This is a genomic window from Nocardiopsis alba DSM 43377 (assembly GCF_000341225.1).
GTDB lineage: Bacteria > Actinomycetota > Actinomycetes > Streptosporangiales > Streptosporangiaceae > Nocardiopsis > Nocardiopsis alba.
Window position 1 is genome coordinate 145,659 of record NZ_ANAC01000013.1, and the last position, 12,755, is coordinate 158,413.

Genomic DNA, 12,755 nt, shown 5'->3' on the forward strand with positions numbered 1-12,755 from the left:
CGAAAGGGCCCGGCCCGGGTACCACGGACGGTACCCGGGCCGGGCCCGGCTCACACGGAGCGGATCGAGGCCCTGATCAGGCCAGACCGAGCTCGCTCTCGAAGGCGCCCTCCTCCAGACGGGCCTTGACCGTCTGGAGGAAGCGGCCGGCGTCGGCGCTGTCGATCAGACGGTGGTCGTGGGCCATCGACAGGTAGACCATCGACCGGACCGCGATGACCTCGCCGCCCATGGCGGAGTCCTCGACCACGACCGGGCGCTTGACGACCGCGCCCGCGCCCAGGATCGCGACCTGGGGCTGGTTGATGATCGGGGTGCCGAACAGGGCGCCGGTGTGGCCGGTGTCGGTGATGGTGAAGGTACCGCCGACCAGCTCGTCCGGGCTCAGAACGGCGGTGTGGGCCCGCTCGGTCAGGTCGGTGATGGTCCGGGCCAGACCGCCCAGGTTCAGCGAACCGGCGTCCTTGACGACCGGGGCGAGCAGACCGCGCTCGGTGTCCACCGAGATCGCCAGGTTCTCGATGTCGTGGTAGGTCACCGTCTGGGCCTGGCTGTCGATCACCGCGTTGACCTCGGGGTGGGCCTTGAGGGCCTCCACCGCGGCCAGCGCGAAGAACGGGAAGAAGTCCAGGTCCACGCCCTCACGCTTGGTGAAGTCGGCCGCGGCCTGGGTGCGCAGGCGCGCGATCTTGGTGACGTCGACCTCGATGACCTGGGTGGTCGTGGCGGAGACGTGCAGCGACTCCACCATGCGGTCGGCGATGGACAGACGCAGACGCGTCAGCTTCTCGGTGCGCCCGCGCAGCGACGTGTCCGAGCCGGTCCGGCGCGGAGCGGCGGCGGCCGAGCTCCGGGCCTCGGCGGCCTTGAGCACGTCCTGCTTGCGGATGCGACCGCCCACGCCGGTACCGGTGACACGGCTCAGGTCGACACGGTGCTCGCCGGCGAGCTTGCGGACCAGCGGGGTCACGTAGGCCTCGGTCACGGCGTCGGTGCCGGAGGCGCGACCGGTCCCGCTCAGCGTCTCGACGTCCACGGACGGGCCCCCCTCGGAGTCCTGCTCCTGTGCGGCGGGAGCAGGCGTGGCCGGGGCGGGGGCGCTCGTGGGCTTCGGGGCGGCCGGAGCGGGAGCGGACTCGGCGGGAGCGGCGGGAGCGGAGGCGGAGCCGCCGATCAGGGCGATACGGGCGCCGATCTCCACCGTCTCGTCCTCGGCCACCAGGATCTCGGTGAGCACACCGGCGACCGGGGACGGGATCTCGGTGTCCACCTTGTCGGTGGAGACCTCGAGCAGCGGCTCGTCCACCTCGACGGTGTCGCCCACGCTCTTGAGCCACTGGGTGACGGTCCCCTCGGTGACGCTCTCACCCAGGGCGGGCATGTCCACCGGAGTACCGGTGCCCGTGGCCGCGGGGCTCGCGGGAGCGGGCTCGGGCTCGGGCGTGGGGGCGGGCTCCTCGGCGGCCGGGGCGGGCTCGGGCTCGGCCTCCGGCTCGGGAGCGGCGGCGGGCTCGGGCTCGGCCGGCGCGTCGGCGGACTCGCCCTCGCCACCGATGATCGCGATCTCCGCGCCGATCTCCACGGTGTCGTCCTCGTCGACGAGGATCTTGGTGAGTACACCGGACACCGGGGACGGGATCTCGGTGTCCACCTTGTCGGTGGAGACCTCAAGGAGCGGCTCGTCTACCTCGACGGTGTCGCCCACGTTCTTCAGCCACTGGGTGACGGTCCCCTCGGTGACGCTCTCACCCAGGGCGGGCATGGAAACGGAAGTCGGCATGGGTTCCTCGTTGGATCTGGGCGCGGATACCTGCCCAAGCCTTGATGGGCAGCGCGGATGTGTGCGGGGGCGGGCCCTGGAGCCCGCCCCCTGGTGAAGCGATCAGTCGTGGACGTGGAGGGGCTTGCCCGCCAGCGCGAGGTGCGCCTCGCCCAACGCCTCCGACTGGCTCGGGTGCGGGTGGATCAGCTGGGCCACCTCGGAGGGCAGGGCCTCCCAGTTGTAGATCAGCTGTCCCTCGGCGATGAGCTCGCCGACGCGGCTGCCGACCATGTGGACGCCCAGAACGGGGCCGTCCTTCTCGGCGATGACCTTGACCGCGCCCTGGGTCTGCAGGATCTGGCTCTTGCCGTTACCCGCGAGGTTGTAGTTCATCTCGACGACGTCGTAACCGCGCTCCTTGGCGACCTGGGTGGTCAGACCGACGGAGGCGACCTCGGGCTCACAGTAGGTGACCCGGGGGACGCCGTCGTAGTCGATCGCCGGCGGGTTCTGCCCGGCGATCTGCTCGGCGACGAAGATGCCCTCGGCGAAGCCGACGTGGGCCAGCTGGAGGGTCGGGATCAGGTCGCCGACGGCGTAGATGTTCCCGACACCGGTGTGCAGGTTCTCGTCGACCTTGACGAAGCCGCGGTCGAGGGTGATGCCCTGCTCCTCGTAGCCCAGGCCCTCGGAGACCGGGCCGCGGCCGATGGCGACCAGCAGGACCTCGGCCTCCAGGGTCTTGCCGCCCTGGAGGGTGACGACCACGCCGGAGTCGGTGGTCTTGACCGACTCGAAGGGGGTGCCCAGCTCGGCCTTGATCTTCCGCTTGCGGAAGGCCCGCTCCAGCAGCTTGGAGCTGGACTCCTCCTCGACGGGGACCAGGTGCTTGAGGGCCTCGACGATGGTGACGTCGGCGCCGTAGGAGCGCCACACGCTGGCGAACTCCACACCGATCACACCGCCGCCCAGGACGATGACGGACTCGGGGACGCGGTTCAGGCCGAGGGCCTGGTCGCTGGTCATGACCTTGTCGCCGTCGATCTCCAGGCCCAGGGTCTTGGGCTTGGAGCCGGTCGCCAGGAGGATGTTCTTCCCCTTGTAGACCTTGCCGTCGACGGTCACCTCGTCCTTGCCGGTGAGCTTGCCCTCACCCTCGACGACGGTGATCTTGCGGGACTTGATCAGCCCGCTCAGGCCCTTGTGCAGGCCACCGATGACCTTGTCCTTGTACTTGTGGACGGCCTCGATGTCGATGCCCTCGAAGGAGGCCTTGACGCCGAAGTTCTCGCTCTCCTTGGCGGAGTCGGCGACCTCGGCCGAGTGCAGGAGGGCCTTGGTGGGGATGCAGCCGCGGTGCAGGCAGGTGCCGCCGAGCTTGTCTTTCTCGATCAGGACGACGCTCATGTCCAGCTCGGCCGCGCGCAGCGCCGCCGCGTAGCCGCCACTGCCGCCGCCAAGGACGACGAGGTCGAAGGTACCGCCGCTCTCACTCACGGGAACGAACTCCTAAATCAGGTGGCTGATGGTGGTGGGTACCACGGTCGGTCGAGGTCGGGGACGCCCGGACACCGAATCCGTGGTGGGCCGAGGCGGGCGGCGCCGAAGGCTCGATCGGCGCCGCCCCGGACGACTACTTGCCCGCGTAGTCCTCGGCGATGCGGACGAGGGTGCGGGTACCCGCACCCGTGGCGCCCTTGGGGGTATAGCCGTGCGGGCCGCCCTGGTTGAAGGAGGGCCCGGCGACGTCGAGGTGGGCCCACTTGTTGCCCTCCTCGATGAACTCCTGGAGGAAGAGACCGGCGGACAGCATGCCGCCTCCGGTCGCGTTCGAGATGTTCGCGATGTCGGCGATCGCGGAGTCGAGCCCGGAGCGCATCTCGCTCGGGAGCGGCATCGGCCAGGAGGCCTCGCCCTCGGCGGTGGCCGAGGAGACGATCTCCTCGCGGACGGTGTCGTCGTTGGACATGACCGCGAAGACGCGGGAGCCCAGGGCGACGATCTGCGCGCCCGTGAGGGTGGCGATGTCCACGACCAGGTCCGGCTCGTCCTCCTGAGCGCGGACCAGGGCGTCGGCCATGACCAGACGGCCCTCGGCGTCGGTGTTGAGGACCTCGACGGTCTTGCCGCCGTAGATGCTCAGCACGTCGGAGGGGCGCTGGGCGGTGCCGCTGGGCATGTTCTCGGCGACGGCCAGGTAGCCGACGACGTTCACCTTCAGGCCCAGGGCGGCGATGGCGCGCAGAGCGGAGAGCACCGAGGCGGCGCCGCTCATGTCGGACTTCATCCAGTCCATCGAGCCCGCGGGCTTGAGGGACAGACCGCCGGAGTCGAAGGTGATGCCCTTACCGACGAAGGCGACCTTCTTGGTGGCCTCGGGGTGGCTGTAGGCCAGCCGGACCAGACGGGGCGGGTTCACCGAACCCTGACCGACGCCGGTCAGACCGCCGTAGCCGCCCTCGGCCAGGGCGCGCTCGTCCAGGACCTCGATCTCCAGGCCGGCCTGTTCGGCGACCTGCTGCGCGACCGAGGCCAGGTCCTCGGGGACCAGGTCGGCCGGGGCGGTGTTGACGAGGTCGCGGGTGAGGGAGACGGCGTCGGCCAGGACACCGGCGCGCTCGGCGGCCTCGGCGGCGCCGTCGGCCTCGCTGATCAGGGTCAGCGTGGTCTCGGTGTCCTTGGCGGCCTTCTCACCGGTGCGGTAGCGGTCGAAGGAGTAGGAACCGAGTCGGGCACCCAGGGCCACGGCGCCGACCTGGTCGGCGGTGGTGGCGGGCAGGGCCAGGACGACACGGCCCGCGCCCTCGGGGCGCGAGCTCAGCGAACGCAGCGCGGCGCCGGCCGCGCGGGACAGCGCGTCGGTGTCGACGGAGCCGTCGGCGGACGCCGGGCCGAGACCGACCGCGACGACGACCGGGGCCTGGACGGCCCCGAGGGAGGCAAGGGTGTGCACCTCCTCGAGGGCGCCGCTCGCTCCCAGGAGCGACAGGGTCGTGCCGAGGCCACCGGAGAAGGCGGCGTCGACGGTATGAGCGCCCGATGCGGGCTCCGGGGCGTCGCCTCCGGAGTGGTAACCGACGACAACGGCGTCGGCGTCGAGCGAACTGGGGGACTCCGTGTTTACTGACAACGTCGTGCTCACGTCCCCGATGCTAGTCCTCCCTGTGCCCCGGCGGCGACGTGGCGCCCCGTGGGGCCGACGGGCCCGGTGCGGCCCATGGCGACCCCGGGCGACGTGGACCGCCCCTCGGTGGGGTGGGGCCCGGCCGCGTGATGAGGGGCCTGTGGTCGCTGGTGGGGGGTGTCGTGCGGGTTCCGGCACGTGAGGGCGCGTTGCCCATGGCGAACCGCTGTGAAACTCCGTGTGAAAAAATGTGATGATGGCTACATTGGGTTCCGGGACGGGTTACCGGCCGGTAGGAAAGCCCTGGTGGCGCTCTCGGGTGATCAGGGGCACCCTCGGTCCCACGTCGATCACAGATGGGAGGCGACCGCGACCATCACCAGGAGGGCCGTCGTGACGGCGGTCTCGACCAGAGCGCCCAGGACGTCCCCGGTGATACCGCCCAGCCGCCGCACCGCGTTCCACAGCACGAGACCGGCCGCGACGAGGCCGACCACGACCCCGGCCGCACAGGCCAGCGCGAACCCGGGGGAGTGGAACAGGCCCAGAGCGCACACCGCCACCAGACCCAGGGAACAGACCAGGGCCGCCGGAGGACGCACGGTCCCGGCCACGAAGGCGCCCAACCCGTCCGGACGGGCCGAGGGGACCCCGCGCAGACACGCCAACGTCGCCGCCGTCCGACCGGCCGCACCCGCCACCAGGGCCCCCACCACCACCGCCCGAGGGGAGAGCTCGGCCAACCCCGCCAGAGCCAGGACCTGGGCGCCCACCGCGACCAACAGGGTCAGCACCCCGAACGGGCCGATATCGGAACGGCGCATCACCTCCAGCGAACGCTCGGCCGAACGTCCACTCCCCAGACCGTCGGCCAGATCCGCCAGACCGTCCAGATGCAGTCCCCGGGTCGCCAACGCGCCCAGACCGGTCGCCAGCAGGGCGGACAACGGCGCCGACCAGCCCAGCCACAGACCGGCCGCGGTGGCCGCGCCGATCAGCGCGCCCAGAGCCCCACCCAGGACAGGGGCCCAACGCATCGCCCAGCCGGCCACCGCGCGATCGACCCGCTCCACCCGGACCGGCCAGACGGTGAACGTGCCCACCGCCATCCGCGCGCCCGCCACGGCGTCGGAGACGCTCATCGAAGCTCCACCACGCGTCCGGCCACGGTCAGGACCACGTCCTCGGACTCGGCCCCGGCCCACTGGTTCAGCAGCCCCAGGTGGTCCTGGAAGAGGCGTCCGGCCCTGGTCGCAGGCACGACCCCCGAGCCCACCTCGTTGGTCACCGCCACCACGTAGGCCGACGTGGCGCGCCAGGCCTCCAACAGCTCGTGGACGGCGGCCTCCACACGCTCCTCCGCGTCCCGGGGCGGCTCCTCCTCCCACAGACCGCATTCGCCCATCACCCAGGTGAGCCAGGTGCCCAGACAATCGACCAGGACGGCGCCCCGCTCCCGACGCAACAGCCCGGCCAGGTCGGTGGTCCGCTCGGTCCGCCACCACCAGGGACGCCGCTCGATGTGGCGGGCGACCCGCGCGGCCCACTCGGGATCGACCTCCGGATCGGCGGCGGGGCCGGTCGCCGCGTACACCACCGTCGGTTCGGCCAACAGTCGCAGCTCGGCCTCGGTCGACTTGCCCGAACGGGCGCCCCCGGTCACCAGCGTCCGATGCGGTCCTCGCGGTCGGGGCTCGGGCCACACCGACGGCGGACAGGTCATCACGGTGCCGTCGCCCGGAGCCAGAGCGCCCCACAGGCGGGCGCGCCGGGCGAACTCCTCGGGAGAACGGACCCGATGGTCGCCGCCGACCGCCACCACCGCCGTGGTCACGCCGATCACCCCCGAGCGGCGCAGCTCGCCGATGACCTCCGGGCGCTGTACGGCGTCCACGATGACCATGTCCACCTGCTGCTCCGGGGCGGAGGAATAGGTGGAGGACGCGTCGGAAGGGGCCTCGGCCGGCGGAGCCTCCGGAGCCGGACCCGGTCCGGAACGGGCGTACAGCAGACGGCCGCCGTCGGGCGCCTCCACCAGCACTCCGTGCGAGGTGGACGTGACCGTGTAACCGGGCGGCACCGGTCCCGCGGTGCCGGAGTCCCGGATCCGGAACCGGTCGTCGACGGTCACCCTCAGCGGCAGACGGCGTTCCGCGTGGGCCTTGTTGCAAGAGGAACAGGTGCACTGCGGCGCCGGCCAGCCCGCTTGTCCCGCTGTCCCCAGAAATCGGATACGCACCCGAAAGAGTAAACAGCATCTCGGACCAAGGCTTGGTTAAGCTCGGCCACGGGATCTCGACGAGTGTCCCCGTGGAACCGGCGACGAAGGGCGGTCGAACATGGCATGGACATGGCGGTACCACGAGGCCGGTGGTGCTCCGGTGGAGACGACGGGCCTGCCCGAGGAGTCGTTCACCTCGCGTGGCGACGCCGAGAGCTGGCTGGGTGAGAACTGGTCCGAGCTGGCCGAGGCCGGCGTGGGCACGGTCGCCCTCCTGGAGGAGGACCGCGAGGTCTACACGATGCCCCTGGGCGCCGAGGACTGACGAGGACCCTCCCCCCGGACACGGCGGGGCCCGGCGGTCGTCACGACCGCCGGGCCCCGCTGCGTCCGGCCCCTCTAGAGGAGACGGACGTTCTCCGGGCTCTTGGTGAGCTCCGGGTCGCGCTGGACGCTGTCGCCGAGGATCTCGTCGATCCGGCTCATGAGCGCGGGGTCGAGACGGACCCCGGCCGCGCGGACGTTGCTCTCCACCTGCTCGGGCCGGGAGGCGCCGATGATCGCGGCGGACACGTTGGCGTTCTGGAGGACCCAGGCCACGGCGAGCTGGGAGAGGGTGAGACCGGCCTCGGCCGCCAGCGGCTCCAGCAGCTGGACCCGCTCCAGCAGGACCCGGTCCGAGACCTTGTCGGCGAGGAACTTCTCGCTCTTGGGATCACTGGCCCGCGAACCGGCGGGGAGCTCCGCGCCCGGCTTGTACTTGCCGGTCAGGACGCCGCCGGCGATCGGGGACCACACGATCTGACCGATGCCCTCGCGCTCGGAGAGCGGGACGACCTCCGACTCGATGACCCGCCAGAGCATGTTGTACTGCGGCTGGCTGGAGACGATCCGGTCGAAGCCCATCTCGTCCGCGATCCTCAGGGCCCGCTCGATCTCCTCGGCGCGCCACTCCGAGACACCGATGTAGAGGGCCTTGCCCTGCCGGACCAGGTCCTCGAAGGCCCGCATCGTCTCTTCGAGCGGGGTGGTGTGGTCGAACCGGTGCGCCTGGTACAGGTCCAGGTAGTCGGTGCCCAGACGGCGCAGGGAGTCCTCGCAGCCGCGGATGATGTGCTTGCGGGACAGGCCCTTGTCGTTCTTCCCGTCGCCCATGGGCCAGAAGACCTTGGAGAAGATCTCCAGACCGTCGCGCCGCTCGCCCTTCAGAGCGCGACCGAGGACCTCCTCGGCCTTGCCCCGGGCGTAGACGTCGGCGGTGTCGAAGGTGGTGATGCCCGCGTCGAGCGCCGCGCGGACGCAGGAGACGGCGGTGTCCTCCTCCACCTGGGAACCGTGGGTGATCCAGTTCCCGTAGGCGATCTCGCTGATGATCAGGCCGGTGCTGCCCAGATGCCGAAATTCCATGTCGAGCACTCTAGTCGGCGGGGCCCGGAACGGACGGTGGCGACCCCGGCCGGAGGGAGCGCTCCCAACGGACGTCGAGAGTGAGGGGCCGGCACGGGAACCGGCCCCGCTCACATCGGACGTACGGGGATGGGGAGGTGGTGGTGCTCAGCGCGCGCTCTTCGGGGTGGGGTCCTCGCCCACCTTGACGCGCGGCTTGGGCAGACGCAGACGACGGAACTGGAGCTGGCGCATGGCGGCGTACATGCCGATGCCCCGCAGCAGCTCGTCGTTGGGGAAGTACTCGGTGGCGCGCTTCTTCACGGTGCGGCCCACGAGGACGCCCTCGGCGATGATCGTGACCATCATCAGAGGCCAGATCACGTACGCGACCCCCACCTGGAAGGTCGGGTTGTTCACGAAGAGCAGCAGGATGATCAGGATCGAGAACGGCAGGAAGAACTCGCTGGCGCTGCGGCGCGAATCGATGAAGTCGCGGGCGTAGGCGCGGGCCGGGCTCAGGTCCTGGGGTCGGAAGTGACGGGCGTCCTCACCCTTCGGTGCGCCGGGAACGGAACGCGCGACGCCTTTGGAACGTTGGCGATCGAGACGGTCCCGGTAGGCGCGGTAGGCCTCCTTCCGTGTCTCGGGGGCCTTCACCGGTCGGCGCGGGGAGGTTTCGGATTCCCTGCGCTTAGGGGTGGGCACACCCTTCTTGGGGGTATATCCCTTAGGTTGGGTGGCCTCAGAGGCCTCAGGGCTGGCGGATTCGGCGGAGGCCGAATCCGTGGCTGCGGAAGCGGAGCGACGTCGGAACACACCCTCAGGGTAGCCGGTCATAGCTTTATGGCGACCGCGGGCCAGACCGCGTAGGGTTGGGCAAAGCGCCCGCTGGGAACAGCCGATGTACGCACCGAGAAGGGGACGGCCACGCCAATGAGCGTGTTTCAGCGACTTTCGATGATCTTCAAGTCCAAGGCCAACAAGGCCTTGGACTCCGTCGAGGACCCCAGGGAGACCCTCGACTACTCGTACCAGAAACAGCTCGAACTGCTGCAGAAGGTGCGTCGCGGTGTCGCCGACGTCGCGACCTCCCGCAAGCGGGTCGAGCTCCAGATCCAGCAGCTCGAACAGCAGTCCTCCAAGCTGGAGAACCAGAGCCGGGCCGCCCTGACCCAGGGGCGTGAGGACCTCGCCCGCGAGGCCCTCACCCGTCGCTCCGGTCTGACCGGTCAGATCGAGGGCCTGCGCGAGCAGCACGCCAACCTCCAGGGCGAGGAGCAGAAGCTCACGATGGCCGCCCAGCGCCTACAGGCGAAGGTCGACGCCTTCCGTACGCGCAAGGAGACCATCAAGGCGACCTACACCGCCGCCCAGGCCCAGACGCAGATCAGCGAGGCCTTCTCGGGTATCTCCGAGGAGATGGGCGACGTCGGCATGGCCGTGCAGCGCGCGGAGGACAAGACCGCCGAGATGCAGGCCCGCGCCGGCGCGGTCGACGAGCTGCTGGCCTCCGGCGCGCTCGACGACGTCACGGGCACCGGCCCCAAGGACGACATCCAGAGCGAGCTGGACCGCATGGCCAGCACCACCGGCGTCGAGGCCGAGCTGGAGCGCATGAAGCTCGAACTGGGCGGTGGCGGTTCCTCCACCCCGCAGCAGATCGAGGGTGGCAACGGTTCGGGTAACCGGGAGGGCCAGTGATCGTCCGCATCATGGGTGAGGGTCAGGTGGACCTGACCGACGCCGACCTGGACCTGCTCAACTCCTTCGACGCCGCCCTCGAGGAGGCGATCGAGTCCGGGGACGAGGACAGGTTCCGCAAGGCCCTGCACGACCTTCTGGAGCGGGTGCGCGAGGACGGCAGGCCCCTGCCTCCGGACTCCCTGGAGCCCTCCGAGTTCATCCTGCCGCACGCTGAGGCGGGCATGGACGAGGTGCGCAAGATGCTTCAGGACGACGGGCTCATCCCGGGCTGAACGTCCCCCTCGGGCCGTCACCTCCCGTCCGGGTGAGCCCCCGAATCAGACGCGGACCCCGGTCCGGGGTATCGCGTCCGGTGCCTGCGCGCGCTTTCTCCATCGCGGCCGCCGTGATCCCTCACGGTGGCCGCGACGTGTGTCACGGAACACGGAGGCGTGGGAACACGCGGTGACCCGCTTTAACCCGATTCTCACCTGCGCGAACTACACTCCGAACCACGCATCGGGGGAGGAAACGCCGTGGCAGGTTCGAAATTCCGTCCGGACCGGGGGCTGACCGCCCGGATGGTCATGACCATGTTCCTTCTGGTCCTGGTCTACGTCGCCTTCATCGTCGGTCTGGTCCTGGCGGGGCTCAACATCTGGCTCGTGATCGTCCTCGTCGCCGCCTTCGCGCTCTTCTCCTACTTCTCCTCCGACAAGATCGCCATGTTCTCGATGGGGGCCAAGGAGGTCACCCCTCAGCAGGCGCCCGAACTGCACGCTCTGGTCGACCGGCTGTGCGCCATGGCCGACATGCCCAAACCGCGGGTGGGCATCGCCGACACCGACGTGCCCAACGCCTTCGCCACCGGACACAACGAGAAGTCCGCCGTCATCTGCGTGACCACCGGTCTGATGCGCCGCCTGGAGGGGCCCGAGCTGGAGGCGGTCCTCGCCCACGAGCTCTCCCACGTCGCCCACCGCGACGTCACGGTCATGACCATCGCCGGTTTCCTCGGCATCGTCGCGGGCTTCCTCACCCAGGCCGGACTGCGTTTCGCGATGTTCGCCGGTCCCGCCGGCGGCCGCGGCAACAACAACGGTCCGGCCCCCGCGGTGGTCGCCCTGTTGGTGGTCCTGGTGAGCGCCGTGGCCTGGGCGTTGAGCTTCCTGCTCACCCGGGCCCTGTCCCGCTACCGTGAGTTGTCCGCCGACCGTGCCGCCGCCTACCTCACCGGGCGCCCCTCGATGCTGGGCAGCGCGCTGTCCAAGATCACCGGGGACATGGCCCGCATCCCGACCCGGGACCTGCGTCAGGTCGAGCCCTTCAACGCCTTCTTCTTCGCCCCGGCCTTCGCGAAGAAGGGGTTCAGCATGAACCAGCTGATCGCCACCCACCCCCCGGTCGAACAGCGCCTGGCCCAGCTCTCCGACATCTCCCGACAGCTCGGTCGAGGGGCCTGACGGGGCTCGGGCCCATCCGGCCCCGTTCCCTCCGGGACGGTGTCCACGACGCCTCCGGCTCCTCCGGACGGCACTCTCACCCGGAAAGGACATCATGAGCTTCTGGCGTTCACTTCTGGGGCGCTCCAAGCCGGTCCAACCCGACCTGGACGCGCTCTTCGGTCTGCCCTCGGCGGCCCTGACGCTGCGCGCCGGGGCGGGGCTGACCCCGACCGGAACGGGGTCGGTGGCCTTCCGCGCGGCCGAGGGGGCGGCCTTCGCCGACGTCGAACGCGACGTCACCGCCCTGTTGGACGCCGGTGACGGACCCCCGGTCGAACAGCGCACCGACGACTACGGCTACACCTGGCTGGTGGTGCGGGGCGGTGCTCCGACGGAGGGCGGGGAGTCCGGAGGGGAGCTCGTGGACACCGACATCACGGGCCTGGTCACCGATCTGCACGCGGTCAACTCCACGCTGGAGGCCAACGGCTACGGTCCCTCGCTGTTGTGCTCCCTGGTGGGGTTCGGCGACGGCTCCGGGCGCCGGGTCGGGCTGGTCTACCTCTACAAGCGCGGCACCTTCTATCCCTTCGCCCCGGCGGGAGGTCAGCGGCGCGACAACGCGCTGGAACTCCAGGTGGAGGCGGCGTTGGGGGACGATCTGCCGATGGAGCGGGACCGTTCGCGTTGGTTCCCGGTCTACGGGGCCCCGGGACTCTGATGCGCCCCACCCGACTCTTTTATTTCGCGATGCGAGAGAAGATGTTCGTTATGCGAATTTTCTGCCCTTAGACCCTGGCGGAACGAGGATGTGAGGCCGCACACTGGATCCACGTGTGTCAGGCCCGTTCCGGGGCCCGACGCCCCTCGGCGCCCTCGTGCGACCACCGGGGCGCCGACCCCGGAACACGGCCCCGCCCCGGCCCTCACCCGGGACGGGGCCGAGGCCGACCACCAGGTCGCGGGGGTGGACCGGTCGAGAACGGGATGCTCCGGGACGGACGTTCGTGGAGATGGCATCGGGGCCGGGGACAAATTACCCTGGTGTTCACGGGCACATCCGTACGTCGTCGAGGGCACGGACGCACCGTGCGCCGCGGCGGCGGGGCGAACACGGCGGTCGGAAGGTGG

12 protein-coding genes are annotated in these 12,755 nt (G+C 70.5%); 5 read left to right on the forward strand and 7 right to left on the reverse strand.

Features of this window, described 5'->3' with window-relative positions; translation table 11 throughout:
• Positions 1 to 76 precede the first annotated feature (76 nt).
• The 5 genes from sucB to D451_RS0115365 form a co-directional block, all read right to left on the reverse strand.
• Positions 77 to 1,780 carry a 2-oxoglutarate dehydrogenase, E2 component, dihydrolipoamide succinyltransferase gene (sucB, locus tag D451_RS0115345; RefSeq protein ID WP_081616085.1) on the reverse strand — a complete coding sequence of 568 codons (1,704 nt, stop codon included), beginning with the start codon at positions 1,778 to 1,780 and terminating at the stop codon, positions 77 to 79.
• 102 nt (positions 1,781 to 1,882) lie between these two features.
• Entirely contained in the window at positions 1,883 to 3,259 is a 1,377-nt protein-coding gene (gene lpdA, locus D451_RS0115350; RefSeq protein ID WP_014912445.1) for a dihydrolipoyl dehydrogenase, read from the reverse strand.
• A 136-nt stretch (positions 3,260 to 3,395) separates the two neighbouring features.
• Positions 3,396 to 4,904: a leucyl aminopeptidase gene (locus D451_RS0115355; RefSeq protein ID WP_017535104.1), complete on the reverse strand. Its 1,509-nt coding sequence runs from the start codon at positions 4,902 to 4,904 to the stop codon at positions 3,396 to 3,398.
• 332 nt (positions 4,905 to 5,236) lie between these two features.
• Complete coding sequence (locus D451_RS0115360) at positions 5,237 to 6,028, reverse strand: adenosylcobinamide-GDP ribazoletransferase (protein ID WP_017535105.1); 792 nt, start codon at positions 6,026 to 6,028, stop codon at positions 5,237 to 5,239.
• Positions 6,025 to 7,017, reverse strand: a complete 993-nt coding sequence (locus D451_RS0115365) for a bifunctional adenosylcobinamide kinase/adenosylcobinamide-phosphate guanylyltransferase (protein WP_014912380.1) — start codon at positions 7,015 to 7,017, stop codon at positions 6,025 to 6,027. The genes D451_RS0115360 and D451_RS0115365 overlap by 4 nt, the downstream gene beginning before the upstream one ends.
• A 208-nt stretch (positions 7,018 to 7,225) precedes the next feature.
• Here D451_RS0115365 and D451_RS0115370 point away from each other — a divergent pair, with 208 nt between their 5' ends.
• Positions 7,226 to 7,432 carry a hypothetical protein gene (locus D451_RS0115370; RefSeq protein ID WP_014908500.1) on the forward strand — a complete coding sequence of 69 codons (207 nt, stop codon included), beginning with the start codon at positions 7,226 to 7,228 and terminating at the stop codon, positions 7,430 to 7,432.
• 74 nt (positions 7,433 to 7,506) lie between these two features.
• Here D451_RS0115370 and D451_RS0115375 read toward each other — a convergent pair whose 3' ends face one another.
• Both D451_RS0115375 and D451_RS0115380 read right to left on the reverse strand, forming a co-directional pair.
• Positions 7,507 to 8,514 (reverse strand): aldo/keto reductase family protein, encoded by a 1,008-nt coding sequence (locus D451_RS0115375; protein ID WP_014911618.1) that lies wholly within the window; start codon positions 8,512 to 8,514, stop codon positions 7,507 to 7,509.
• A 147-nt stretch (positions 8,515 to 8,661) separates the two neighbouring features.
• Positions 8,662 to 9,333: a DUF3043 domain-containing protein gene (locus D451_RS0115380; RefSeq protein ID WP_014913529.1), complete on the reverse strand. Its 672-nt coding sequence runs from the start codon at positions 9,331 to 9,333 to the stop codon at positions 8,662 to 8,664.
• A gap of 96 nt (positions 9,334 to 9,429) precedes the next feature.
• On the opposite strand from D451_RS0115380, the gene D451_RS0115385 reads away from it, so the two are divergent.
• The 4 genes from D451_RS0115385 to pspAB all read left to right on the forward strand — a co-directional run bounded on the left by D451_RS0115385 (position 9,430) and on the right by pspAB (position 12,345).
• Positions 9,430 to 10,197, forward strand: coding sequence for a PspA/IM30 family protein (locus tag D451_RS0115385; RefSeq protein ID WP_014908714.1), 768 nt, complete (start codon positions 9,430 to 9,432; stop codon positions 10,195 to 10,197).
• Positions 10,194 to 10,472, forward strand: a complete 279-nt coding sequence (gene pspAA, locus D451_RS0115390; RefSeq protein WP_014912099.1) for a PspA-associated protein PspAA — start codon at positions 10,194 to 10,196, stop codon at positions 10,470 to 10,472. Before D451_RS0115385 ends, pspAA begins: the two co-directional genes overlap by 4 nt.
• Before the next feature lie 243 nt (positions 10,473 to 10,715).
• Positions 10,716 to 11,642, forward strand: a complete 927-nt coding sequence (htpX, locus tag D451_RS0115395) for a zinc metalloprotease HtpX (RefSeq protein ID WP_014912929.1) — start codon at positions 10,716 to 10,718, stop codon at positions 11,640 to 11,642.
• Positions 11,643 to 11,736: 94 nt separating this feature from the next.
• Positions 11,737 to 12,345 (forward strand): PspA-associated protein PspAB, encoded by a 609-nt coding sequence (gene pspAB, locus D451_RS0115400; RefSeq protein ID WP_017535107.1) that lies wholly within the window; start codon positions 11,737 to 11,739, stop codon positions 12,343 to 12,345.
• Positions 12,346 to 12,755 lie beyond the last annotated feature (410 nt).